At 52.1% G+C, this 25,766-nt stretch carries 23 protein-coding genes; 3 read left to right on the forward strand and 20 right to left on the reverse strand.

From position 1 onward, the window contains the following. The first annotated feature begins 5 nt into the window (after positions 1 to 5). Entirely contained in the window at positions 6 to 1,439 is a 1,434-nt protein-coding gene (rpoN, locus tag ACNKH6_RS08935; RefSeq protein WP_417915209.1) for an RNA polymerase factor sigma-54, read from the forward strand. A gap of 50 nt (positions 1,440 to 1,489) precedes the next feature. Then, on the forward strand, positions 1,490 to 1,933 hold the full coding sequence (locus tag ACNKH6_RS08940) for a PTS sugar transporter subunit IIA (protein WP_417915210.1): 444 nt from the start codon (positions 1,490 to 1,492) through the stop codon (positions 1,931 to 1,933). 103 nt (positions 1,934 to 2,036) lie between these two features. Here ACNKH6_RS08940 and ACNKH6_RS08945 read toward each other — a convergent pair whose 3' ends face one another. From ACNKH6_RS08945 to ACNKH6_RS09040, 20 genes are all read right to left on the reverse strand, one after another. Then, the gene (locus ACNKH6_RS08945; RefSeq protein WP_417915211.1) at positions 2,037 to 2,870 is read right to left on the reverse strand and encodes a purine-nucleoside phosphorylase; all 834 of its coding nucleotides are present in this window, start codon (positions 2,868 to 2,870) and stop codon (positions 2,037 to 2,039) included. Positions 2,871 to 2,941: 71 nt separating this feature from the next. Next, complete coding sequence (locus tag ACNKH6_RS08950) at positions 2,942 to 3,553, reverse strand: hypothetical protein (RefSeq protein ID WP_417915212.1); 612 nt, start codon at positions 3,551 to 3,553, stop codon at positions 2,942 to 2,944. Between the two features lie 58 nt (positions 3,554 to 3,611). Continuing rightward, positions 3,612 to 4,475 carry a pYEATS domain-containing protein gene (locus ACNKH6_RS08955; RefSeq protein ID WP_417915213.1) on the reverse strand — a complete coding sequence of 288 codons (864 nt, stop codon included), beginning with the start codon at positions 4,473 to 4,475 and terminating at the stop codon, positions 3,612 to 3,614. Further along, the gene (locus ACNKH6_RS08960; RefSeq protein ID WP_417915214.1) at positions 4,472 to 4,996 is read right to left on the reverse strand and encodes a hypothetical protein; all 525 of its coding nucleotides are present in this window, start codon (positions 4,994 to 4,996) and stop codon (positions 4,472 to 4,474) included. The genes ACNKH6_RS08955 and ACNKH6_RS08960 overlap by 4 nt, the downstream gene beginning before the upstream one ends. A gap of 108 nt (positions 4,997 to 5,104) precedes the next feature. After that, positions 5,105 to 8,017, reverse strand: coding sequence for an MASE3 domain-containing protein (locus ACNKH6_RS08965; RefSeq protein ID WP_417915215.1), 2,913 nt, complete (start codon positions 8,015 to 8,017; stop codon positions 5,105 to 5,107). A gap of 141 nt (positions 8,018 to 8,158) precedes the next feature. Continuing rightward, a complete protein-coding gene (locus ACNKH6_RS08970) occupies positions 8,159 to 10,429 on the reverse strand; it encodes an AAA family ATPase (protein ID WP_417915216.1) in 2,271 nt (756 codons plus the stop codon). Positions 10,430 to 10,531: 102 nt separating this feature from the next. After that, positions 10,532 to 11,317, reverse strand: a complete 786-nt coding sequence (locus ACNKH6_RS08975; RefSeq protein ID WP_417915217.1) for a prepilin peptidase — start codon at positions 11,315 to 11,317, stop codon at positions 10,532 to 10,534. Between the two features lie 40 nt (positions 11,318 to 11,357). Then, positions 11,358 to 12,587, reverse strand: coding sequence for a D-alanyl-D-alanine carboxypeptidase/D-alanyl-D-alanine-endopeptidase (locus ACNKH6_RS08980; protein ID WP_417915218.1), 1,230 nt, complete (start codon positions 12,585 to 12,587; stop codon positions 11,358 to 11,360). Positions 12,588 to 12,594: 7 nt separating this feature from the next. After that, entirely contained in the window at positions 12,595 to 13,659 is a 1,065-nt protein-coding gene (locus ACNKH6_RS08985; RefSeq protein ID WP_417915219.1) for a type IV pilus twitching motility protein PilT, read from the reverse strand. A 164-nt stretch (positions 13,660 to 13,823) separates the two neighbouring features. After that, a complete protein-coding gene (locus tag ACNKH6_RS08990; protein ID WP_417915220.1) occupies positions 13,824 to 15,053 on the reverse strand; it encodes a glycosyltransferase family 4 protein in 1,230 nt (409 codons plus the stop codon). A 1-nt stretch (position 15,054) separates the two neighbouring features. Continuing rightward, on the reverse strand, positions 15,055 to 15,993 hold the full coding sequence (locus ACNKH6_RS08995; protein WP_417915221.1) for a hypothetical protein: 939 nt from the start codon (positions 15,991 to 15,993) through the stop codon (positions 15,055 to 15,057). 13 nt (positions 15,994 to 16,006) lie between these two features. After that, a complete protein-coding gene (gene pseI, locus ACNKH6_RS09000) occupies positions 16,007 to 17,047 on the reverse strand; it encodes a pseudaminic acid synthase (protein WP_417915222.1) in 1,041 nt (346 codons plus the stop codon). A gap of 9 nt (positions 17,048 to 17,056) precedes the next feature. After that, the gene (pseG, locus tag ACNKH6_RS09005; RefSeq protein WP_417915223.1) at positions 17,057 to 18,148 is read right to left on the reverse strand and encodes a UDP-2,4-diacetamido-2,4,6-trideoxy-beta-L-altropyranose hydrolase; all 1,092 of its coding nucleotides are present in this window, start codon (positions 18,146 to 18,148) and stop codon (positions 17,057 to 17,059) included. 11 nt (positions 18,149 to 18,159) lie between these two features. Further along, entirely contained in the window at positions 18,160 to 18,855 is a 696-nt protein-coding gene (pseF, locus tag ACNKH6_RS09010; RefSeq protein WP_417915224.1) for a pseudaminic acid cytidylyltransferase, read from the reverse strand. Further along, a complete protein-coding gene (pseC, locus tag ACNKH6_RS09015) occupies positions 18,852 to 19,997 on the reverse strand; it encodes a UDP-4-amino-4,6-dideoxy-N-acetyl-beta-L-altrosamine transaminase (RefSeq protein ID WP_417915225.1) in 1,146 nt (381 codons plus the stop codon). The genes pseF and pseC overlap by 4 nt, the downstream gene beginning before the upstream one ends. Beyond that, positions 19,994 to 20,995 carry a UDP-N-acetylglucosamine 4,6-dehydratase (inverting) gene (gene pseB / locus ACNKH6_RS09020; RefSeq protein ID WP_417915226.1) on the reverse strand — a complete coding sequence of 334 codons (1,002 nt, stop codon included), beginning with the start codon at positions 20,993 to 20,995 and terminating at the stop codon, positions 19,994 to 19,996. Before pseB ends, pseC begins: the two co-directional genes overlap by 4 nt. Further along, entirely contained in the window at positions 20,988 to 22,262 is a 1,275-nt protein-coding gene (locus tag ACNKH6_RS09025) for an ABC transporter ATP-binding protein (RefSeq protein ID WP_417915227.1), read from the reverse strand. Before ACNKH6_RS09025 ends, pseB begins: the two co-directional genes overlap by 8 nt. A gap of 4 nt (positions 22,263 to 22,266) precedes the next feature. Then, entirely contained in the window at positions 22,267 to 23,145 is an 879-nt protein-coding gene (locus ACNKH6_RS09030) for an ABC transporter permease (RefSeq protein WP_417915228.1), read from the reverse strand. Between the two features lie 137 nt (positions 23,146 to 23,282). Next, positions 23,283 to 23,687, reverse strand: a complete 405-nt coding sequence (locus ACNKH6_RS09035) for a Fur family transcriptional regulator (RefSeq protein ID WP_417915229.1) — start codon at positions 23,685 to 23,687, stop codon at positions 23,283 to 23,285. A gap of 226 nt (positions 23,688 to 23,913) precedes the next feature. Further along, positions 23,914 to 24,951: a thiamine biosynthesis protein gene (locus tag ACNKH6_RS09040; protein WP_417915230.1), complete on the reverse strand. Its 1,038-nt coding sequence runs from the start codon at positions 24,949 to 24,951 to the stop codon at positions 23,914 to 23,916. A 188-nt stretch (positions 24,952 to 25,139) separates the two neighbouring features. On the opposite strand from ACNKH6_RS09040, the gene ACNKH6_RS09045 reads away from it, so the two are divergent. After that, positions 25,140 to 25,742, forward strand: a complete 603-nt coding sequence (locus tag ACNKH6_RS09045; RefSeq protein WP_417915231.1) for a Crp/Fnr family transcriptional regulator — start codon at positions 25,140 to 25,142, stop codon at positions 25,740 to 25,742. The last annotated feature ends 24 nt before the right edge of the window (positions 25,743 to 25,766 follow it).

Genomic DNA, 25,766 nt, shown 5'->3' on the forward strand with positions numbered 1-25,766 from the left:
CCGCCATGAGCATTGAACTCCGCCAGCACATGAAGCTGGCCCAGAAGCTGCTCATGACGCAGCAGCTTCAGCAGGCGATCAAGCTGCTCCAGCTCAACCGGCTGGAGCTGGCCGGAGCCTTGCAGGCCGAGCTGGAGCAAAATCCGCTGCTGGAAGAAGTGCAGCCGGAAGCTGGCAGCGCGGACCTTTCACAAAGCGAAGCTGATGGGCTGGGCGAAGAACCGCCAGTCACAGGCCGGGTGACAGGCGACGATCCGGTTGCGGTCGCTGAAGTGAACTGGGAGGATTACAGCAACAATTTTGACGCGGATTTTTCCTTTGCCCACGAGGCCCCTGCGGCGGACGCGCCGTCCCGCCTTGATTTTCTGGCCGCGCAGCCCGGCTTGGCCGCCTTTCTCGCCTGGCAGCTCACGCACCTGCGCCTGAGCGAACCGGATTTGGATATCGCCCGCTTCATCATCGGCAATTTGGATGGCCACGGTTTTTTTGATGCCGACATTGCCGACATCTGCCAGCAGGTCGGCTGCTCGCAGGAAGAGGCCGAGGCCATGCTCCGCCTTGTCCAGAACCTCGATCCGCCGGGCGTGGCGGCCCGCAGCATTCAGGAGTCTCTGCTCCTGCAATTGGAGCGGCAGGGGCTGGAGGACAGCTTGGCCTGGCGGCTGGTCGCCGAGTTTTTCAGCGAGCTGGGCAACCGCAATCTTGTCGAAATCGCCCGCCGCGCCAAAGTTCCGCTGCGCGAGGTGCAGGCTGCCGCAGCCCTTGTCGCCGAGCTGGTGCCGTATCCTGGCAACGAGTACAGCAATGAGCCGACGCAGGACGTGGTGCCGGATGTGTATGTCTTCAAGATTGAAGATGAATTCATCGTGCGCATGAACACCGACGAGCTGCCGCAGCTTCAGCTCTCCGCCGAGAATCAGAGCCTGCTGAACGGAGGCGAGGCGGCAGCCAAGAACTATCTTCACGAACAGAAACGGAACGCCCAGCTGCTGATCAATGCTTTGGAGTACCGGCACAGCACCATCTGCCGGGTGATGGAGAGCATCATCCGCTTGCAGCGTGATTTTTTCGAGCTGGGGCCGGGGCATATCCATCCGCTCATCCTCAGCGATGTGGCCCAGGACGTGGGCGTGCATGAGTCAACCGTCAGCCGGGCGACAGCCAACAAATACGTCGAAACTCCGCACGGCATTTACGAGCTGAAATATTTTTTCTCAACAGCGGCGGCGGCTTCGGACAGCGGCGAGGATCTGACAGCGGAGACGGTCAAGCAGCGCATCGTCCACTTTGTCCGGCAGGAAAACCCGGCCAAGCCCCTCAGTGACGGCGCGCTGGCCGAGCTGCTGGAGAAGGACGGCATCAAACTGGCCCGCCGCACTGTGGCCAAGTACCGGGAGCAGCTGCGGATTCCGACCGTCAAGCTCCGCCGCAAAGAATAAATTGGGCAATGTTACGCGGATTCGCGTGAAAAAAAACAGACAGGGGAGAGATGGCAGAGCTGACCGAAGAAGGGATCATTCTTGAGCTGAAGGCGAAAAGCAAGGACGAGCTGCTGCGCGAGCTGGCGGCGGCGGCGCAGCGGCTCTGCCCAGATTTGCAAGCGGAGACGGTGCGGCGGGTGCTGCTGGAGCGCGAGCAGATCGGCTCCACCGGCGTGGGCAATGGCATCGCCATTCCGCACGGCAAACTGGCCGAGCTTCAGAATCTGCTGATTTGCTTCGGCAGATCAGCCAAAGGTATCCCTTATGAGGCCAAAGACCGCCTGCCGGTGCATCTTTTTGTGATGATCCTTTCGCCGGAAAACATGGCGGCGGAGTATCTGCAAACCTTGGGCCAGATCAGCAGGCTGCTCAAGGACGAAAGCATCCGGGGCAAACTGCTTCAGGCGGCGAGCGCGAAAAGCGTGCAGCAGCTTTTCAGCCGCGCCGGATAATGGTTCTGGCGGGGCGTTTTGCGAAACGTCCCGCCAAAACCTAACTTTTCCTTCAGCATCTCCGCAGATTGCTTCACCTTGCCCCAGTCCATCCACCTCACGTTCACATTTCCCGGACAATCTCCACGACAAGCTGCTGCAAGCGCGGTTCAGCCTGTTGTGCGGCGGCGACGATGTCCTCAATGCGGATTGGCGCGAGCTTGTCTGGATTATTGACATTGGCGATTACGGACAGCGCAAGCACCCGCAGGCCGCTGTGCAGGGCGGTGATCACCTCCGGCACTGAAGACATGCCCACTGCATCCGCGCCGAGCAGGCGCAGCATCCGGGTTTCCGCCGGAGTTTCAAGGCTGGGGCCGGGAATACAGACGTAGGTGCCGGAGCAGACTTCGCTAAACCCCAGCCGATGGGCTGCTTGCTCGGCAAGGCTGCGCAGCTCCGCGCAATATGGCTGGGAAAGGTCAGGGAAACGCGGCCCCCACTTTTCCACATTCGGGCCGCGCAAGGGGTTGTCCGGCAGCAGATTGAGGTGATCTTTACAGATCATGATCGCGCCTGCCTGCCATGCCGGATTGAGGCCACCTGCGGCATTGGTGATGATTGCGGTTTTCACGCCGAGCAGCGAGAGCACCCGAACCGGAAAGCCAACCTCGCGAGCCGAATAGCCTTCATAATAATGAAAACGGCCTTGGAGGACAGCAGCGGGTTTCCCGGCCAAAGTGCCGCAGAGCAGATTGCCCGCATGGCTGGTGACGGTAGCGCGGGGAAAATGCGGAATTTCTGCATAAGGAATGCTTACGCTCCCGGTCATTGCGTTGGCGAGGCCGCCCAAACCGGTGCCGAGCTGGATCAGCACTTCCGGCGTGAACGGCAGCCGGGCGCGGAGAAAGGCGGCGGCTTCTTCCGCCTGCTGTTGGTGAAGTTTGATGTCAATCATGGCTTTTTTCTGCGCAGAAAAAAATAAGGCAGGCTCACGCCTGCCTCTTCAATCAACTCGGCTTGTTCATATCACTGCCGCCTGCGATAGCCGTCATCATCCCGGTCTCTGTCCCGCCAGCTCTCATCGGCGCGGCGATCATTATCAAAGCGGCGATGATGACCGCTGTGGCCATAGCTTGGCCGCAGAGCGAAATAGGGCATGAACACCACCTCGCGCCGCCCGTAATCCCGATTTTTGTCGCGGTACTCAATCACCCCGGCTTTGAATTCAATCGAACCCAAATTCAGCACCTGTGCACCCGAAGTGCGGCTGCCCAGCAGATCGCGGATGGTTTCCACGCCGAAACGCCGCGCATCGCGCTGCTCGTCCCGGCTGAATCTGTCCGCAATCTCTGTGCCGCGCGCGTTGCCGCTCACCATCAGGGCGATGGCTTGACGCAGCATGGTGTCCGCCCAGGTGCGGATGGTCTCACGCTCGCTGTTTTGCAAGGAAACCCACGATTCGACCGCGCCGCGTGCAGCTTCCTCCTCGTTCAGCTCATTGCCATAGGCCACGTACCAGCCGCCCGCTTCGACTTCCTCTTTGGCCCGCCAGCGTCTTTGCGCGAACACATCTTGCGCCATAGCCACAAGCAGCAGCAGCGAGAGTGCGGCCAGCACGATTCTCGATCCTTTCCTCATGATGTCCTCCTGTTGGTGGTTTGATCATCCGGCCCGCGTTCCGGCAGGCCGTGGTTTTTTATCTGAAACGTAAGGTGTGCTCGTAAATGCGGCGGGTGCCATCGTCAAGCGCGACTTCTGCCCGGAGGGTGAACGCACCCCACCCGGTCGCGGTCAGCGGATGGCCGAGCTTGGAGCTGTCGCCGAGCTGGGTGCTGGGCTTGAAGGTCGGATGCAGATAATAGGTCACTGCGCTGATCCGACGGAGAAAATGCTTCGGCCCGTCTATGTAGGCCGTCCACTGCCAGCGTCCGCCGCCGATGTTGCGTGCGGTGTTCTTCAGCGAGAACGCGTTCATGATGTCCGCAGAGCTTTGCCCGCTCGGATCAGATTGGATCATCGGCGGTTGATACGACGGATTGTACGGCTCCTGCTGCGCTCCACCATTCCAAGAGGCTTTCATCCCCACATAGGGCACAAAAACGGTCTCGGCGCGACGACCGCCCCAGCTGTCCCGGCTCCAATCGCTGTACTCCAGCAGGCCCGCTTTGACTTCAACGTTCCCCAATGTGGTCTGATCTGAGCCAGCACGGCGGTTGCGGATCAGTTCGCGCACCGTGCGCACCGTGAAGCGCATGGCCTGAAAGCGGTCTTTTTGGTCAAAATTACTGATCCTCGCCCGGCTTGCCGCTTCGCCCAGCAGCGCATCGGCCCAGTCATGCAGCCGCCCCATCTCCGCCGTGCCCCGTGCGGAAAAAATGGACACGCCGCGCTGCACTTCGCCGCGCTCCATGTCCCGCCCGGTCAGCTCATTGCCGTAAGCCACCTGCCAGCCGTCGGCTTCAGCCTGCCGCTCCGCATCTCTTCTGCCACCTTGCGCCTGCGCTGCTCCGGCAGCAACAAGCAAGGCCAGCACCATCGCCACGGTCTGCCACATCTTCATGGTGTTTTTCCTCCTGATTTGAGTTCAACCGCTTTCTGCCGAGCCACGGCAATGATTTTCTGCTCCGTCTCGGCAAAGGCCGAAGGACGCGGCTCCGCATCTGGACGGCTGTAATAAGTCACTTGTTGTTCTTTATCCTCATTCCAAACAGTGATGCGATACGGGTAACTGCGTTCCTGCGGGCCGCCGCCGTAGGCTGCCTTGAGCTGAAAAAAGCCAGACGAACGGATGAAACGGAGCAATTCCGTCGCTTCGCCCGCCGTGAGCTGACCTTCTTTGCGCACGGTTTGCACCGCTGACGGCTCTGCCGCCACCGGATTGCTGTATGTAGCCACCTCCTCAATGTCGGCAAGGCGCAGATCGCGGGTCAACACCACCCGGCGCATGGGCGCAGTGTAGGAGAGCAGCACGTCAGTTCCTTCAGCCTGAGCCGCGAGATCAGCACCGGCCTTGCTGCCAGAAGCCAGCGACGGCCCGGCGGCAAGCACCAGCAGCATGATCAAAAAGCCTGCGCAATTCATCTTCGCCATACTCCTTATGCAGAAAATTCATTCAGTTCCGCAGTTCGGCCTGCTCCGCTGCGCGTTATGGCTACAGCATAAAAGATTCTGCCAAAAAATCAAAGCAAATCAATCGCCGCTGCAGCCAGACGCGGCTGAATCCAGCACCTCCCTGACCGCGCAGGCCAGCTCGGCTTTGGTGAAGGGCTTCATCAGCAGGCGGCGGATGCCAATGGCGGCAGCTTTTTCCTCGTCAATCAGCGCGCTGAAACCGGTGCACAGGATGATCGGCAGTGCTGGGCGGCTGGCGAGCAGCCGTTTCGCCAGCTCTGCGCCGGTCAGCTGCGGCATGGTCATGTCGGTGAAGACCAAATCGAAGGCTTCCGGCTGACTGCTGAACACGGCCAGCGCCTCGCTGCTGTTAGTCAGGGCAGTGACGTGATAGCCAAGGCTTTGCAAGATGCTGCGGGTCATTTCCGCCACATTCAAATCATCATCAACCGTGAGTATCCGCTCAGTTCCTGTCGGCAGGACGGCGGCGTTCTGGGGCGTGCTGCCTGCCGTGCTCTCCTTGATGACCGGCAGATAGACATCAAAGACTGAGCCGCGCCCCAGCTCGCTGGTCACGGTGACATCGCCGCCGAAATCAAGGGCGATGCTCTGCACCAAGGCGAGGCCAAGGCCTGTGCCTTCGCTTTTCGCTCTGGTGGTGAAATACGGCTCGAAAATTTTTTCTAAAATCTCCTCCGGCATTCCGCAGCCGGTGTCCCGCACTTGCAGCTGGAGATATGGGCCAGGAGGCAGCCGCAGCCTGCTGTGCGCATCCGGGCGCAGCTCAATTTGGCGCAGGGAAACTTCCAGCAGGCCGCCAGTCTCGCGCATCGCGTAGTAGGCGTTGGTGCAGAGGTTCATCACTACTTGATGAATCCGGGTCGGATCCGCCAGCACTGCGCCGCAGGCCGGATCCAGATGCTGCCGGATTTCAATGGTCGTTGGAATGGAGGCCCGCAGCAGCTTGAGCGTTTCCTTGATGATCGGCTGAATGCGGACCGGCTGGGCTTCCTGCTCGTTCTTGCGGCTGATGGCAAGTATCTGCCGGACTAGTTCCCGCGCTCTGGTACCAGCCCGCCGCACCTCTTCCAGCCACGGCGCAATGCTGCTGCCGGACGGCAGGGTTTCCAACGCCATTTCCGTGTAGCCGAGGATTGGCCCAAGAATATTATTGAAATCATGAGCGATGCCGCCAGCGAGGGTGCCGATGGCCTCCATCTTGCGGGACTGGCGAAGCTGCGTCTCCAGCTTTTTCCGCTCCTGCTCCTCTTTTTTCCGCTCGCTGATATTGCGCATGATCGCCCGCACGGACACCACCCTGCCGTTCTCCAACTGCGGCACCGCGCTGACTTCCACGTCAATTTGACTGCCGTCGCGGGAGACTAAGGCGGTTTCGTAGCTGTTCATGGCAAAGCCGGTGCTGAAAATTTGCTCCAGCACGGTGGCGGTGTTGCGGCGGAAATCAGGATGCACAAACTCCAGCAGCGGCATACCGATCAGCTCCTCGCGGCTGGCGCAGCCTAATGTGCGCACTTCCGCAGGATTCGCATCCACAATTTTTTTCTCCAGACTGACAATATGAATCATATCTGGCGCATCGTTGAACAGGCTGCGGTATTTGTGCTCGCTCCGGCTCAGGGACTCCTCGGTGTGCTTGCGCTGCACCGCCAAGGCAAAGACAGCGGCAAGACGCTCGGCAGCAGCAAGGTCGTCTTGGGTGAAGTCGCCTTCTTTGTTGGCCAAGGATATCCGTCCGACTGCCCTGCCGTCAATCATCGCCGGGACATGCAGATAATTGCGATAGCGGAGCTGTTCCAGCGGAATGCTGATCGTGCGCTCATGCGCGGCAAGCGCATTGGTGTAAAAGCTCTGGCGGGTGTTGAGGATGTTCTCCCACGGCGCACCGGGGCCGCCGACGCAGCTTTCGTCCTCATGACAGGCCGCCTTGGCTGTGCCGTATTCGCAGCCGCTCAATTCTTTGGCCGCCCGGCCCACCAAAGTTTCAATCTCCCGCACCGACAGCGAGCGGGAAATGAGCGTGTCCGCCACTTGTGCCAAGGTGCGGTTGACTGCCAGCTCCCAGAGCAGCTCTTTTTCTGTCCGCAGCCGCTCGATAATTTCCTCCTCCAAGATGTCCCGGTTTTCCTGCAAGGCGGCGGTGCGCTCCAGAACTTTCTGCTCCAGCTCAGTTTTATGGGCATTCAGCTCGCGGAACAAGGTGCTGAAGGGCTGGGTCAGGCCGGTTTCAATCACCGCCCGATAAATAGCGTAAAAAGAAAAAATACGGAAGCAGTGGCCGAAAAAATCAACTAAATCGTGGCTGTTTTCATAAAAGGTGAAAAACAGCTCGGCAGCAATGGCAAAAAGAATCGCCGCCTGCATCAGACGGAGGATTTCAAGATCAAACCGCCGCCTGTTTTTCTGCAAAAGGAGAAAAGCGCAGGAGAGAAAAAAGGAAATAACATATTCGCTGCTTTTTTTAAACACAGTTATTCCGTTCTGTTGGTCATAGCAAAGCGGAAAAACTGGCCAGATAAAAATACTGACCAGCAAGAGGCTGGTGACAGCTAAATAAATGGCGACAGTGCGGTATGGACTGAACCTCTTGCGGAAAAAAAAGAAGGCAGTTAATAAGGAAGCACTTTCCATATATCGGGCGGCGATCCAGAGCTGACAGGAAATGTTGTCTGTGCTGGCCTGAGGAAAAATGTTCATGCCTTTGTAACTCAGACTGTGCAGCAAATCTATCATGCCCGTGAAGAGGCAGGCGACACCGAGAAACAAAAAACATTGTGTCCGCTGCATGTGCTTGGTGTTCCAAGCGAAGATGAAAATCGCGCAGGAAATGGCCGCGCTGAACGTCTCAGTGAGGGTATGAAAAAGGAGATAATTGTACAGGCTGATCAGATGCAGGCCCAGCACGATAGTCAGCAGGGCGGCGCAGGGCGGAGACAGCGGATGAGTAGGAAGAATATGCGCTCTGGCGTCCATGTTCCTGAACAGGAAAGCTGCCGCAGGCTTCAGCACAGCGGTCATGCGGCACAGCAAAAACGTGCCGCATACCACATTTGACCAGTCCGCCGCCTCTGCTGTCAAGGGGTTGGCCAGGCTTTTTTTCTTCCTGCTTTTTTCCTACCAAACTGCCCGCAATCCCTTTGACTTGCGGAACTGGTCAATCTTCCGCTCCAAATCCACCCGCCAGTCCGCATGAATGCGGGCGGCGGACGGCGCGATCAGTTCCGGCAGGCCATAAACGAGACGGTCAGCGGCGCGGCTGGCCTCAATCACCGCCTCAATGGAGCGCGCTCCGAATTTATAATCCGCCAAAAGCAGGCGGAGGAGCAGGCCGGAGGTCTTGCGGGCTGCGCTTTTCCAATGAGTTTGCATCTGGTGGGCGATGATGAAGGCCCGCTTGAGGAGAATGCGCCGCAGCTCCTCAAGCTCCTCCTGCGAAGCAGAATCTTTCAGCAGGTACTCCGGCACTTCAATGCCGTCAATATCCAGCACTACCCGCAGCCGGCTCATGAAATCCGGTATTTTCAAAGTCTTGGCCAATTGAAGGTCTTTCGGCTTCTTGGGGGTGAGCAGCCGTTCCATGCCCTCCCAGCTCGCTTTCACGCCGCCAGCAAAGACGAAAATCGCCCGGCCTATGTGGTACGGAATGCCCTGCACATAGGTCACGCCGTCCTGCATCGCGGGCAGAAAATAGCGCAAGTAGCCGAATTCATGGCCGTCATAGCGGCAGTCGAATTCATCCCAGAAGGCGATGGGCACCTTGCCCTGCGCCACTGAGGCGCGGATCGGGTCAATGGCGGCGTTGATTTCGTCCGGGCTGGCGAACTGGGTCAGGTTGAATTCAAAAAAAACAAAGGGGCTGTTGTCGTAATGCCGGGCAATTTCGCCAGCCACCTGCTTGACCGCAAAGGATTTGCCGGAGCCGGGCGGGCCGAACACGCCGATGCAGAGCGGCCGCAGCACGGTCTCTTTCGAGACGTAGGAATCCATGACCTGATGCAGGGTGATCACCGGGTCAATCTCCGCCGGGTCAGTGGTGCGCAAATGACCCAGTTTGAAAATCGACAGGCTGTCAAAGCCGGTGCCCCGGTTCACTTCCTCCTTCAGGCAGTGCAGCACCGACATAATGACATCAATATAGCAAAACTGCGGCACCAGCCCTTCTTCCGCAGCAGGGTACAGCACGGTATATTGGTGCCGGAAGAAAGAGCGCAGAGCCTTTTTCTTTTTCTCTCCCCAGACCTGTCCGGCAGCCAGCTCCAAGGACTCCTCAAACTCCGGGGTGAAATAGGGCAGCTCGATGAAGGCAGGATCCTGCGCATCTTTGTCCGCGCAGGAACAGGGCAGGCCGCTCAGGCAGGCGGAAGAGCAGTCAAGCGTCGGCAGGCGCAGGCCATTTTCATCAAAATGATAGCCGTGACCGTCCAGCTTCTTCCAGTTGCAGAGCACCTGCTTGGAAAAATCTGAAAAGGATTTTTTAGAGAAATCAAGGCCGCCAAAGCGCAGCGCCCGCATGGCCAGCATGGCTGTGACCATCGTGTCGTAACAGGGCACGGAACCGCGCTTGCGGGAGGAGCTTTTTTCCGGCAGGCTGCCTTTGCGGTAGCGAAAATATACTGCGTCTGGGCCGACATAGAGAATGGCGTGCGGATACATCTCAATGATGACCCGGCAGAGAAAACGGTGCCGCTCGTTGTCCCAAAGACCGACTTCCGGGGTGCGCAGGGCGCGCAGGCACATGGCGACGATGGTCTCCCAGTTGACCGAGGAGTCCATCTCCATCCGGGTGGTCTCCAGATCGGAGAGGCGGCAGAACAGGGTGAAGCGGTCGCCGAGCAGACAGGCCCAGTGCTGCCAATGGGCCACAGAAATGCCCAAAGCGATGCACCACATGCCGGGGTTCAGCTCGCTCATCTCATCGCAGATGTGCGGCGGCATCCCGGAATCGTCAATCAGCACCATGCCGTTGTTGCCGCCAGCCAGCTCGTACTCGTAGGCGCTCAGGCTGAAGGGTGCCGCCTCATCGCCCCGCTCTTCCGCAGGCAGGAGCTGTTTGACCATGAACCAGCCTTCCTGCCTGCTGTCCCGGCCGCTCCGCCTCTTGCGGAACATCTGATAAACCTGTTTTTCGCTGCCGTAGGACAGGGAATTGATCTTCGGAGACAGATCGGAGCCATTCAGGTAGGCACTAAGCCACGCTAAACACTGCTCCAGCCGTCCTTTTTCTATGGTTGCCGGTCCTGCCAAAAGAACGATGTTGTCGCCCGGATTGTACCCGTAAGCGGGCAGGCTGCCTTCCTCCAGCAGACTGACCTCCTTCATCGGCAGATTGGTGATTTTGACGTTGGAGCCAAGAAAGAGAATTTTGGTGCTGTCGGCGGCGGTCATGGGCTGTTGCGTCGAGGCGATGGACTGAGAATTGATGTTCCCACCATTTACCGCAGAACGGATTCTTCTGTCAACAGAAACTTGAGGGAAAAACGCAGAGTTTCATCCGTGCAGTCCACGCAGATACCACAGCCACACCGCCAGAATGCCATCCTGAAAAAAGAGCCACGACAAAGCCGCCAAAGAAAGAAACGGCCCAAAGGGAATACGCGTCTGGCTGTCTTTCTTTTGCAATAGCAGGGATAGGCCGCCGATCACTGAACCAGACAGCGAACTGGCGAAAACCACGTACAGCAGGCTCTGCCAGCCGAGAAAAGCTCCAATCATCGCCAGCAGCTTGATATCACCGCCGCCCATGCCTTCTTTGCCAGTCAGGAGGACGTAGCCAGCAGCCACGGCGTAGAGTATGCCGCCGCCGATGAGCACACCCAGCCCGGCCTGCTGCCATGTCACCAAGGGATTGAAAAAAGAACCGGCAAAACCGATGACTATGCCCGGCAGGCTGATCACGTCCGGGATGATCTGATGATGCAAATCTATGAAGATGATCGCCAACAACGCGGCAACAAAGAGGAAATAATAAATTGCGGTGAAAGTGGGGCCGAAATGCCGGTACAGTGCACCGGAAAGCAAGGCCATTGCCAGCTCCACCACGGGATATTGCACTGAAATCGGGGCCTTGCAGCTGCGGCATTTGCCGCGCAGAGCCAGCCAGCTCAGAACAGGGATGTTCTCAAACCAACGCAGTTTGGTCTGGCACTTTGGGCAATGCGAGGCCGGAAAGATGACAGATTGCCCTTCTTCCGGCAGGCGAAAAATGACCACGTTGAGAAAAGAGCCAACCAACGCGCCGAAAATAACGCTGTATATGAAATAGACCGTATCCATCGCAGGTTGTATTGACTAGAGGTTTTTTTTCAGAAAACTGCTATTTTTTCGCGCCGCCCCGCAGCAGCATTCTCAAAATGGGGATGCGCTGGTTGCCAGCTTGGTTAAGCAGGATGACATACGGCCTGCCGTCCGCAAGATAACCGGCATAATTCCAAACCCCTTTCATGCTGCCGGATTTGGTCGGCACTCCCTCGTGGTTGCGCATCAGCCCGGCATACGGACGGAACGCCCGCAGCACCTCCAGCATCGCCCGCGCCGTCACCCGGTCGCCCCGATACAGGCCAGAACCGTCCCGGTGGACTATGGCGGCAGCAGTCTGTGCGCCAAGCTGCCGTGCCAGCTCGTGCTGCACCGCTTGATCAGCCTTAGCCCATGTGGCCGGCCAGCCCAATTTCTCAGCCCCAGCGGCTAAATAGACCAAATTGGCAATGAAGTTGGAAGAATACTTGAGAAAGGATGCCGTCAGCTCCTGCACATTTTTGCTGCTGCGGTGCTCATACAGCAGACGGGCTGTTGCTGGAGTCGCCTTCAATACCAACGCGCCGTGGCCGGGAATGCCTGCCTCCTGCTGGAGAGCGCGAAAGAGCTGGGCGGTGTAACGGGCCATTTCCCGATTGGCATTGCAACGCCCTTGGCAGATGTTGATCCGCGTTTGGCTGCCGCGCGAAACGCCTGAGGCCAGTTCGGTCATCATGGGCAGCAACGGTGTGAGTTCTTCGCCAGAAAGCACCTGCCCTTGCGGGGTCACCCGCACCGGCACACTGTTGAAATTCACCGCTGTCGGCCCGACCGGCGCGTCGTAGGGATTGTCGCTGAACTCGCTGCCCGGCGACTGATATTCGAGAGCAAACTGCGAGACATCAACAACAATGGTGTTGACCTGCCGCAGGCCGCGCTGCTTCAGCTCGTGGAAAATAAGGCGGATTTCCTCTGAAGTCAGCATCGGATCGCCAACGCCTTGAATATACAGGCTATCCTGCGCGTCGGTGTAAAATTTGGTTTTGAAGCGGTAGTCCGGTCCCAAGATGGCCAACGCGGCAAGGGCGGTCGGCACCTTGAGGATGCTGGCTGGAACATAAGGCGTGTCGAGATTGCAGCCTGCAATCACCTTGCCTTCAAGATCGCTGACTCCGTAGGCGCCATTTTGAATCAGCCCGGCAAAAGGCGGCGGACAACCTGCGCCAAAAACTGCTTGCGAAGAAATAAAAGGCGCAATGAGCAGAAAAAATAATGCCAGGACAAGGTTCATGGTGCGATTTTTGGCCATCAGCTATTCAGGCTTTCGGCGCAAAAGGCTTAAGCATCTCTTTCTTGTCAATGTTGGCAAAAGCAGTCTGGTAGCTGATCTTTCCTGCTTGCAGCAGTTCGAGAATGGAGTCATCCATCAGCTTCATACCGGTCGTTTTGCCCATCTGCATAATGGAGCGAATCTGAAATGTCTTGTTGTCCTTAATCAGATTGGCAATGGAAAGGTTGCCGATCATGATTTCCACAGCTAAGTGCATGGCTGTGCCGTCCGCGCCGGGCAGCAATCGCTGGGTGAAAACCGCCTTCAGCGACTCACTAAGCATGGCCCGAACTTGGTTCTGCTCGCCCGCTGGGTAGGAGTCAATGATGCGGTCAACCGTTTTTGGGGCACTGGAAGTGGAGAGCGTGCCGATGACGAGGTGGCCGGTTTCAGAGGCGGAAATAGCCAGCGAGATAGTGTCCAAGTCGCGCAGCTCGCCGATGACGATCACGTCCGGGTCTTGGCGCAATGCGCCTTTCAGGGCGTTGGCGTAGGCCAAGGTGTCGCGGCCAAGCTGGCGCTGGTTCACTGCGCCTTTTTTCAGCGGGTGGATGAACTCAATCGGGTCTTCAACAGTGAGGATGTGGTGGGAATGACGGCTGTTGACATAATCAATCATGGCCGCCAAGGTGGTGGTTTTGCCGTGGCCAGTCGCACCGGTGACAAGGATGATGCCCTGATGGTTCTCCAAGATGCGGTGCATCACGTCTTCGGGGATGCCCAGTTCCTTGAAGGAAGGAATCTTGTCTGGTATGACCCGGAAAATGCAGCTCATGCCGTTGTTGTGCAGCATCGCGCTGCCCCGGAAGCGGCCCAGCCCTGCAATCGAATAGGCAAAGTCGAGCTGCATTTCATCGCGCAGGACACGCTGCTGCTCCGGAGTGAGGATTTCCATGATCACCTTGCGGCAGCTCGCGTCGGTGAGCGGCTGGCTTTTCAGCCGGATCATTTTGCCCAAACGCCGGACCATGAACGGCTCGCCGGGCAGCACGTGAATGTCGGAGGCTTTGAGGTCAACCGCCGCCTTGAACACCTTGTCTAAGATCGCCATCGCAGCACTCCTGAAAATATGGGAAATAGGTGATCTGGGCTGACATGAAGAACCATCTGCACGCTGCCGCCAAGCCTCTATTTTTCAGTATGAAACTGCTTCCGGCAAACCGCAAGTGATTTTTTGAGGATTGTCAAAGCTGTTGATCAGGGGCTGATTAATAATCAATTTGACGATAAAATCTTGTTGTAAAGAGATTTATATTTCTCTGCTATTATTATTTGACTATAGGTTTCAAGAACTTTTTTTCTCGCAGACTCTCTTATTTTCTTATAATGTTTTTCTTCTTGATCAAGAATCCAAGATATGCCTTCAGCAAGACTATCTGTGTTAAACGGTTCAGCGATGAAACCATTTTCTTTATGATCAATCATATCAGGAATTCCTCCTATATCAAAGCCGACACATGGAGTTCCGCAACTCATGGATTCCATAATAGTATTTGGTAAATTATCTATCAGGGATGGCGCAACAAAAACATCAGCAGCACTATATATTTCTGATAGCAGCTCATCGTTGTTAATTTTCCCTACTTTTACTACAGTAACTTCATTAAGTTGACATGTCTCAGATTCTTTATCTTCTCCAAAAATTACCAAAAATATATCTTTTTTGGCTATCTTTTTTAAGGCTTCTGTTAATAAATGATAACCTTTTAAGGGGTTTGAGCATCCTCCGTCCGCTCCGAATAAAACAATTTTCCCCCCTGATGACAGCTTGTTTTTTACAGGTACAACATTTTTTTGTTTAAAAATTTCTGTATCTAAACAATTTGGAATAATATCTATTTCTTTCTTTGAAAGAAATGAACTTTTATTAAAGCAATCCACCATCCAACGACTTGGAGCAATAAAATTTATTTTTACATTACTCCAATATTTTATTTTTTTATTTAAAATCCACCTGTTCAGATCAAACAAATTTTCTTTGTCAAAATTTTCTCGATACCCATCTTGATAAAGAAATGGCTTCCTAATAACATCATGACAATGCTCGGCACCACAGAATGCCCACATGTCATGCAATGTCCAGACTATTGGTATTTTTATTTTTTTTACCTCAGGGATACTTATCAAATCATCTCCAATCCAATGAAAATGAACAATATCTGCATTAGATTTGTTTATTTTCCTGTGTATACAGGAAGGAAATACGTTACAGCTATGATGCGTGTTATTTTTCTGCTTTTCAACTCCTAATATCTCACGATAAAACCATTTTCTTCTTTCTTTAAAAGAAATATTGTATTTTTTGACAGTATCATCTTGACTTTCTTTTTGAGCAACAAGCATTTCTGAATCAATTCCATTTTTTCGTAAAGCATGATGTATCCTATAGACAGCCCTTGCTGCTCCGCCTCGAATATCAAATGTATTTAAATGAATAATCTTCATATTATTTTTTTGATAAAAAATAATACACTTCACTTTTTATTAACAATAATAATAATAAATATTTATTCACTATATTTGAATATCCGAGAAAATCTAAAGTGATTTTTCTTTTTTTGTTATCGTCGATATTTTTATTAAAAATAAAATTTCTTAATAAATCCACGTGAACATCATCCATTTTCGCCACATCTCTCTTTACAATCTCTTTGCTTGCAGAATAAATAACTTTTTCGTTCTCTATAAAAGAGCTACAACAGCCAGCATATTGCGAAAAAAACAAATGACTTCCAGGACTGTTTGACATGGAAAATTCATGCTGTAAACATAGATAATACAATCTGAAAAGGAATAATTTATCAAAAATATGTCCTGCGGAAACAATACGAAATCCTTTTTTTTTAAAACATTCACCATGTCCAAGGTTTATATCTCGCCAATACATACAAATCGTGACAGGATGATATTTTTCATCAAGATTTTCAATAAATTCAGATAATCGTTCGTAATTCATCACTGCTGTGACATGATGCGTTGAATGAGCAGGAAAAAAAATAGTTCCTTTTCTATGCACAGAAGGGATACTATTTATAATATATGGAATATATGTATATGGTGCTGCAATATGTATTACATATTTTTTTTTATAAAATTTTTTTTTATAAAAATCATACCTGCTTTTTTGATAGCAAGCTATTGTAGGTATAATACTTTTTTCTTCAGCTTCCCAAATTTGAGAACTATTAAAAACTATTCCGTGAGGAATAATAAATTTTAGAGGATAATTATGCTTGATTCCGATATATGACTTAACAATAAAGTCATTTCCATAAAATGCATTTCCAGTAAAAATTTCATTGGTTACCAGCTCTCTGTCTGAACATAAGATATCTATCTTTTCTTGTTCTTGAGTAACATCTTCAAAGGTTGGCAATTTATTCATTTGTCAAAAATGATTAAATCATTTCAAATGTCAACAGCGAGCCGCGTTTAGTATCTTCTTTTATTTTCTTTCCAAGAAAATAAAACAAAAATTTAGCAGAAATTCCATACCCTGGCCGCAGTACACGAACATTCTTCTCTGTAATTTCGTCTCCTTTTTTTATATCTTTAACAATATAAAGAGAACGTCTATATCTTAATGAATCTGCCTCATTCCCCTCAACACCATATTTTATTTGACCAAGAGCCTGCCAAGCCTGTTGTGTTTCCTGAACAAGTTGTTTCAGTTCATCAGGCTCAATGGAAAAGGCCGCATCAACTCCGCCTTCACTTCGCTTGAGCGTGAAATGCTTCTCAATTACCGTCGCCCCTAAAGCCACGGAGCAAACCGCTGCGCCTATACCTATAGTATGATCAGAAAGACCTGCTTCACAGGAAAACAATTCTCTTAGATGCGGAATTGTTCTTAAATTGCTGTGTGCTGGAGAAGCTGGATAGCTGCTCGTGCATTTCAGCAGGATAACATCTTTCGCGCCAGCTTCGCGGGCTGCCCGGACCGCATCGTCCAGCTCGGCAACATTCGCCATGCCGGTGGAGATCAGCAGCGGCTTACCAGTTGCAGCTACCCGGCGGATCAACGGAATATCGGTATTTTCAAACGACGCTATTTTATAGCACGGAACCGAAAGATTTTCAAGAAAATCAACAGCAGTTTCGTCGAAGGGTGTGCTGAAGGCAATCAAACCGAGTTCCTGCGCCCGTTTGAAGAGAGGTTCATGCCATTCCCACGGCGTGTGCGCTTCTTGATACAGTTCATAAAGAGTTTTTCCATGCCAAAGACTCTTGGGATCATCAATAAAAAAATGCCCTTCTTGCAAATCAAGGGTCATCGTGTCGGCAGTATAGGTTTGCAGCTTTATGGCATGGGCACCTGCGGCTGCGGCTGCCTCAACGATTTGCAATGCTCTTTCTAACGATTGATTATGATTCCCTGACATCTCGGCAATAATAAATGGAGGATACTCCTTGCCGATTGAATGCTCTCCAATTTTCATGACTATATTTTATTGCATTATATGCTGAATAATTGCTTCGCTTCCTTGCCAACCATCCATGATATCTGCTGCGGAGCGGCTCATTTTTATGACATACTCTGGCTGCCGAAGAAGAGATTGAAAAATAGCGGTGAATTTTCCGCAATCAAAGCTGTCGCCTCTTCCCATATAACAGGCCGCACCGCGCTGGGAAATGAGTTCAGCATTTGCGGTTTGATTGTCGGCCATTGAAAAAATAATTGCTGGCAAACCAAAAAAACAGCGCTCCCATGTCGTGCCTCCTGCTCCGCCGATCGCAAGATCGGCATCAGCCATCAGCTTACTCATGTTGCTTACTTGACAATAATAGCGCGTATTAGGCATCTGGCTGCAAAGTTCCTGCACTTTTTCAGCATGAGGATTTTGCCCTCCGGCAACGACATCAAATTCTATCTTCTGAATATTCATAATCCGAATTGCTTCGAGCACCTTGCTGGTAAGATCATACAGATCAGCCCCGCCGAAAGAAAGCACAACACGATGAACTGAGCCGTCTCTGTGACGGAGATGCTTCTGCATTTCTATGAATTCTTGGCGAAGCACGGCATATTTTGGCCCAATGAGCTGAATGCAGTGATTTGGCAGCAATCCTTGATACTTTTTCTCTGGATATTCATCCAAATTTTGATCAAGCAGCAGATCACAATCGTGTGCACGATCGGCAAGATCATCTATCACTATGATGCGTTGTGCAAACGGTCTTTGCCTCTGTTCCCAGTTTTTTTCTATCGCGTAATGATCAATAATTAGACAATCGATATCGCCGCGCTTCTGTAAATATCCGACTGTTTCATCAGCATCTTTCTCCCACGGCACTTCCAGCCATGCCGCATGGAAATTCCAAGTAAATTCCTGAGATATTCCTTTATGTTGCGGTGGCGGCAAAACGCAGAGATCAAAACCACGATCTGCTATAAAATTATTCAAATTACCTGTAAGATTTCTGCAAAAAAACAGCACATCCACATTTTTTTTCCGTAGCTGCTCTGCCAAGGTCAGACAGCGCATGACATGCCCAGAGCCAATTGCAAAAGAAGCATCTGTACGGATGGCTATCTGCATAACTGTGCGCTTCAACGTCGGCTGATTGCGTGAAACATCAGCTCGGCTTGCTGCCAGTCTTCTTCGGTGTCAATATCCTGCACTAAATAGCGCGGTAAAATAACCGGAATGGAAATTGGCGAATATGTTACGGCATCATACAGGAATGCAGCGGCAGTTCCCCAATAAAATTGCGCAGCATCATGATATATTGGCTCAATATCCTGCGAGCGGACAGCAATATTTTCAGGATAAAGAGCCTTGACGCATCCATCTTTATCTATGCGGAGCGCACGCTGCACCGGAAAGGCGTATGAGGTCACAGAAAATGCGAACATCTTTTCTCGCGAAAGCAACAGGTCAAGGCCTTGACGCAGATACGTCTCATTGAGAAAAGGTGCTGTCGCGTAGATGCAGCAAGCAATGTCAGCAGCATAATTTTCTTCCTGCCGCAGCCATTGCAGACAATGCTTCACCACGGCATTGGTTCCACAGAAATCATCAGCTAAAGCATCTGGTCGAAAAAAAGGCACTTCCGCCCCAAACGAACGGGCAACAGCAGCAATTTTTTCATCATCTGTTGAAACAATAACTCTGTCAAACAAGCTGCTGCCCTGCGCTGCTTCTATAGAATAAGCAATAATCGGTTTTCCTGCAAAGAGCCGGATATTTTTATGCGGAATACGTTTGCTTCCACCGCGAGCAGGAATAACAGCGATTATTTTCATCGTTGTTCTCCGCCGATGGTCTCTATTACAGAAGAAATTATTTTATTTAGCTGCGCATCAGAAAGAGCTGGGTAAATCGGCAGACTGATAGCCTCCTGATAATATGCTTCCGCTATCGGAAAATCTCCTCGTTGACACCCGAACGTTCTCTGATAATATGGATGCGTATGCACTGGGATATAGTGAACATTCACACCAATTCCCTTTTCACGTAACGCATCAAAGATATATTTTCTCTTTGCTCGATCACAACGAATAACATATAAATGCCATGAAGAATTCGTTCCTTGTTTTGGCAAGCGAATAACTGTCTTAGAGAAAGCTTGGTTATATATCGCAGCGATACTTCTTCTTCTACAGGTAAATTCATTCATTCGTTTGAGCTGCGACAAACCAAGAGCACATTGAACATCTGTGATGCGATAATTAAAACCGAGCTGCTGTTGTTCATAATACCACGAGCCATCATTACCGTGCATCTGCTGCTGCTCTCTGGTAATGCCATGATTTCGTAGCATTAGGATATTTCTGTATAACTCTGGATTATTAGTAGTAATCATCCCCCCTTCACCAGTAGTGATATGTTTTACTGGGTGAAAAGAAAAAATTGTCATATCTGAATGAGCGCAGCTGCCGACCTTATACCATACTCCATGTTCTTCATAGCTTGCCCCCAGAGCATGGGCAGCATCTTCAATGACTATCAAATCATGTTCACGAGCCGCCTCCGCAATTTCTGCTATATCGCAAGGATTGCCTGCAAAATGAACTGGAATGACACCTTTCGTTTTTTTAGATATTTTTTTTCTTAATTCTTCGACATCAATACAGCAAGTTGTATTGTCAATATCAGCAAAAACTGGTCGTGCGCCGGTGTAAGCAATGCAATTAGCTGAGGCGGCAAAAGTGATTGGCGAGGTAATAACCTCATCGCCAATTCCGAATCCTGCTGCCAAAGCCGCTATATGCAGTGCCGCAGTGCCGCTGGAAACCGCCACCGCATAGCGTGCGCCGCAATATGCAGCCACAGCTCTTTCAAAGCGTTCCACCATCGGCCCCTGCGTCAGCCAATCTGAACGCAGAACGTTAACAACTTCTTGTATATCTTCTTCAGAAATGTCTTGATGGCCGTAAGGAATCATGCCGTCGCGCATTTGTTACACTCACACAGTTCCTGAATCGTCAAGAAATGGCTATTGCTGCCAGAATTGTATTCAAATCCTTGCACTACAGATTTTCCCTGTTCACCTAATTTGTTGACAGTAAAATGATTACTGGAATTGCTGAAGGTGATGCTTGGCCGGATAACAAAATGATCCCTGAATTCTAAGGTCAAATGCGAATCATCCGCTGGACACATCACTTCATGCAGTTTTTCTCCTGGACGAATGCCAATGATGTTCATGCCAATATCCGTGCCAAAAGATTTTACTAAATCGGTGATTCGCATGGAAGGAATTTTGGGCACAAAAATTTCTCCTCCCTGCATTCGTTCAAAATTTTTCAGGACAAAATCCACACCTTCTTGAAGAGTAATCCAAAATCTGGTCATCTCAGGATGCGTGACCGGCAAGGATTTCGCTCCTTCAGCCAGTAACTTTTTGAAAAGCGGCACAACAGAACCGCGTGAGCCAACAACATTACCATACCGCACCACAGAAAAACGGGTCGGATTCTTGCCGACCATGTTGTTGGCGGCGACAAAAAGTTTGTCTGAAGCCAGTTTAGTCGCGCCGTAGAGATTGACCGGATTAGCTGCCTTGTCCGTTGACAGAGCAATGACCTTCTGTACTTTATTTTTTATTGCCGCCCTGATGACATTTTCTGCGCCGTGGATATTAGTTTTTATACACTCCATTGGATTATACTCGGCGGCAGGAACTTGCTTCAATGCGGCGGCGTGGATGACGTAATCAACGCCTTCCATTGCCTGTTCGACGCGGGCATAATCCCGGACATCACCAATAAAATAGCGCATTGCTGGACCGGAAAACTCCTGCGCCATCTCAAATTGCTTCAGTTCATCGCGAGAAAAAATGATAATCCGCGCGGGAGTATAGCTGGCCAGCAAATTTTTTGTATATTTTCTGCCGAACGATCCCGTGCCGCCGGTGATCAAAATACTTTTTTGGTCAAACATCGGCAAGCCTCCATTCGAGCAAAGTGCTGAAGAAACCGCCCCGTCTGTTGCCGCGCTTGGAAGCGGTATCATCAAGATGAAAACAGCAGACGGTTCCGGGACTGTCAACATTGTCACCCGGCTGCTCAGGGCTGGTGAAATTCAAATAAATATAATAATCCCCAGGAGCCAGTGTGCGTGCAGGCAAGGTTATGGAAAGCTGATGCCTTCCTGTTCCCAGCATTTCAAAAGGATTGCTGCCGCCATCAAAGCTGTCAGAAACCAATGCAACGGTCTGATCGCCGGTTGTGATCTGGAGATAACCATACAGCCCGCGCAGCATTTTGCGGATTTCATAGGTCAGAAGGATCACTATCTCCTGATCACAGCTATAATGTTCTGTGGTATTGCCGCTCTTATCACTCAACTGAAGACGGAGCAGCTGAGAAGCCTTGTTTGAATCAACGTTAGCCTCAAAAAGCGGCCCCAGTTTGCGGACAAATGTTTCTGCGAGATAGGCATCCACCGTTTCTTGGATGGTGCCAATTTTTTTCACGCCGCCCTGATGCAGCCATGCGCCGGAACTGCAGAGTTTGCCCATCATCCCCATGTTGTGACTGACAAAAATTACTGTCCGTCCTGCATGAGCCACGTCGTCCATCTTGCCAAGGCATTTTTTTTGAAATTCCGCGTCACCGACTGCCAGCACCTCGTCCACCACCAAAATTTCCGGCTCCAGATGAGCGGCCACGGCAAAGGCCAGCCGGACATACATCCCGGAAGAGTAGCGTTTCACCGGAGTGTCAATAAAATCCTCAATTCCTGAAAAATCAATGATCTCATCGAGCTTGGCATTGATCTCCCGCTTGGACATGCCAAGCACGGCCCCGTTCATGAAAATGTTTTCCCGGCCTGTCAGCTCAGGATGAAAACCAGTGCCCACTTCCAGCAGGCTGGCAATTCGGCCTTTGATTTTGATCTGGCCTTTAGTAGGGGCGGTGATGCGGGAAAGCAGCTTCAGCAAAGTGGATTTGCCTGCTCCGTTGCGACCAATAAGACCAAGAATTTCGCCTTGTTTGATTTCCAGACAAACATCTCGCAAGGCCCAAAACCGGTCGCCCTTGATCTGGTGCTCTTGCCCTGCTGCTAATGGGTTGATTTTGCTGTTCGGGTCTTCTTTGCCGCGCAACTTGGCCCACCACGATTGCAGATCGTGCGTCAAGGTGCCGTGGCTGATGACACCAAGGTGATATTCCTTCCAGACATGTTCTATCTGAATGACATTCATTCGATCAAACGGTGTCCATGAAGTTTTTTTCAATCCGGCTGAACAGCACCACGCCTGCGGTCAGGAGCAGCAGGGTGATCAGCCAGCTGATGCCGATTTGATGCCATTGCACCGCGCTGCTGCCAAAGAACATATGCCGGAAGCTCTCGACCACAGCGGCCATTGGATTCAGCTCATACCAAGGCAGCAGCCAAGATGGAATTTGACTGAGCGGATAGACCACCGGAGTTGCGTACATCCAAAGCTGCACTAAGAAGGTCATGACAAAGCGCAGATCTTTGTATTTGGTGGTCAAAGAAGAAAACAGCACCCCCAGTCCAAAACTGAGCAAGGCCATTTGCAGGAGCAGCAACGGTAAAAGCAGCAGCCAGCCGCTGGGCCGCAGCTCTTCTGCGCCGGGCATAAAATATCCATAAAACCCAATAAAAAGGATGAGCTGGATCAAGAACTGGAGAAAGTTGACAATCACGGTTGCCAGCGGCACGGCCAAGCGGGGAAAATAGACTTTGCCGAAAATATGCGCGTTGGCGGTGAAGGTGTTCGAGGTTGCGGTCAAGCTGGCGGCAAAATAGCCCCAGACCACGTTGCCGGCCAGATAAAAAAGAAAAGGCGGCAAAGAATCCGTCGAAATTTTGGCAACTTTACCAAAAATAATTGTGAAAACAACGGTGGTGAACAGCGGCTGGATAATGTACCACAACGGCCCCAAAATGGTCTGCTTGTAGTGGGTGACAAAATCTCGGTGAACAAACATGAACACCAAGTCGCGGTAGTGCCACAGCTCGTTCAGATCAATGTCAAACCAGCCAGTTTTCGGCCTGAGAATCATGTCCCAGTGTTCAGAGCCGTCTGTTGCTGTCCGTTGTTTTTCTTCTTTAATCATGCGCTCAAAAGCGATCCGCTGCGGGTCAGCAGCGATGGGAGGTGTCTCTGCGGCGTTTGTCAGCAATGCCTACAGACAAATACACCATGCCCAGCCAGAATGCAAGGAGCTTGTTCCGAACCGCTGCCGCGTGTCTTTTATTTGCCTTTGCGCTGGCATTCCGGGCAGTCACCAATGAATTCAATGTGATGCCCGATAATATTATACGAAGTCTTCTTTGCTGCCGCCTGAACGATGTTCTGGATGATATCCATTTCAATATTCTCAACTTTGCCGCAGCGGCAGCAGCGGATGTGGTAATGCGGCTCCAGTTCGGCATCAAAACGCTTCTGCGAGCCGCCGACCTCCAGCTTGAGAATGAGACCGGTGTCGGCCATCAGCTCCAGGTTTCTGTACACCGTGCCCAGTCCGATGCGGGGCAGCCGTTTCCGCACTATGTCATACAGTTCGCAGGCTGTGGGATGGTTTCTCGCCTTGCCGAGTTCCTCCAGCAGAATTTGCCGCTGGATGGTTCTGCGGTTCATAGGGTCCGGTGCATTCATATCGCAGCTCCCCGAAAAAGTAAAAGATCATGACTCCTTGCCTGCACGGGCAGTTCAGCGGCTGACTCCCGAAGCTGCGGAACTGCATTTCTTGAAAAGGATATTGCGAATTATCAGCAGTTGCGAATCGTTCACAATAACGAACGATCATAAGCCGATTCAAATAATTGTCAAGTCTCATGCAGCGAATGCGCATTTTTTTCCGCTTGACAAAAAAATGCGGCATTTAGATGATCCATTTTTGAAAAACAAGGTCGGGCAGCGGCTCCACACTATGGAGCACTTGGCCGTCACGATGCCGTTCCAGAAGCACATCAGCCGGATCAAGAAAACCAGTTTCGCTTTTCCGTCCGTAGCGCACTGCCAGCCCGGCTGCCGCAGCAGCAAGTTCATCATTGCCGTGTTGCTCCGCTCGGCGGAGCAGAGCCAGCGGCCCGGAACGCTCCGGCATATGCAGCAGCCAGTCGTCCGGGCCGCGCAGTGCAGCCAGCCGCTCGTTTTCGCGCTCGTTGCGGCCCAGCACCAGCCAAAAACCGCCCGGCAGCCGGAACTGGCGGCCCAGCAGCAGCAGGCTGATGTCGTCCGTCGTGATTTCTTCCGGCTTGATGGCGAACAGTCCGTTGTAGAACCGTTCAATCCGCGCCGCCAAGATCGGATCGGTGAGCACGCAGCCGCCAGCAGGCGCGGGAAAATCGCTGATGCCCAGATCTTTAGCCAAAGCAAGCTGCCCCTTGCGGCTCCGTCCAGCAAAGGCGTGCAGCCGCTCCCGGTCAACCCAGCCCTGCTGCTCCGGCAGAGTGGGCGGCAGCAATTTGGCGGACAAAGGCCGCAGCAGAATGCCTTGACAGCCCGCTTTGTTTTCGATGAGCTGGAGGGTGTCAAGCTGCTGCGACATAGGCCGCTGGCCGCGCACTTCGCCGCTGATCAGAAAGGAAGCCCCGCGTTCGGCCATTAACTCGCGGGCGCGGCGCAGCATGAGAATTTTGCAGTCAATGCACGGGTTAAAATTCTTGCCGAAACCGTGTGCCGGGCGGCGCAGCAGCTCAAGATAGCCTGCGCTCAGATCAATCAGTTCAGCCTCAATGCCGTATTTGCGGCGCGTTTCCTGCCGGAATTTGTCCTCATCCGCCAGCAGCTCATGACCGAAAAACGGGGTGACAAACTTCAGCGCGCAGACGCTGATTCCTTGCGCGGCCACCGTGCGGCAGGCGAGAATGGAATCCAGTCCGCCGGAAAACAGAGCCAAGGCGGTGACGGTTTTCATAAAATTTTTACCTCGCAGAAAAAAGAGGTTGGTTGCGGACAAAGGGCATGTTTATAATCAACATGATGCGTTTTCTTTTTTTCTTTCAAAGCTCCAGTTTGGGGAAACGGACTTTTTTTATGGACTTCGTTCAGCTCTTGGGATATTTGGCTGTGTCGCTGATGTTTTCGACATTTTATATGAAAAATATGATTCCGTTGCGAATCGTCGGCATCATCAGCAATATCGTGTTCATCGCTTACACCTCGCAGGCCGGGATATGGCCGATTCTCCTGCTGCATTCGGCCCTGCTGCCGATGAACAGCCTCCGGCTGATGCAGATGCTCCGCCTGATCAAACAGGTGCGCAAGGCTTCTGAAGGCGACATGTCCTTTGAATTCATGATTCCGCACATGAAGAAAGAAATTTTCCAAGAGGGCGAAGTCGTTTTTCATAAAGGGGATCGGGCTGAAAAAATCTACCTCCTCCAATCCGGCGCACTGTCGGTGGATGAGCTGGATGTGGCGATCCGGCCTGGAGAAATTTTCGGCGAAATGGGGGTGTTCGCCAGCGAGCAGGTGCGGAGCGCGACCCTGAGCTGCAAAACCAATGTTGAGCTGCTGTCCATGACCGACACCCAGATTCGCCAGCTCTATTATCAGAACCCGGATTTCGGCTTCTATCTGATCCAGCTTTTGCTCAAACGGTTTTCGCAGAATGAGACCTGCGCCGCCGCAAACGGCGCAGCCTGTCATCTGGATATGAAACCGCTGCAATCAGCCGGATGCTGCCGTGCAGATATCACTTCCTGATTTCAATAGTGGAAATGAAATTTT

It is taken from the genome of Candidatus Electronema sp. JM (genome assembly GCF_048287415.1).
Classification (GTDB): Bacteria; Desulfobacterota; Desulfobulbia; order Desulfobulbales; family Desulfobulbaceae; genus Electronema.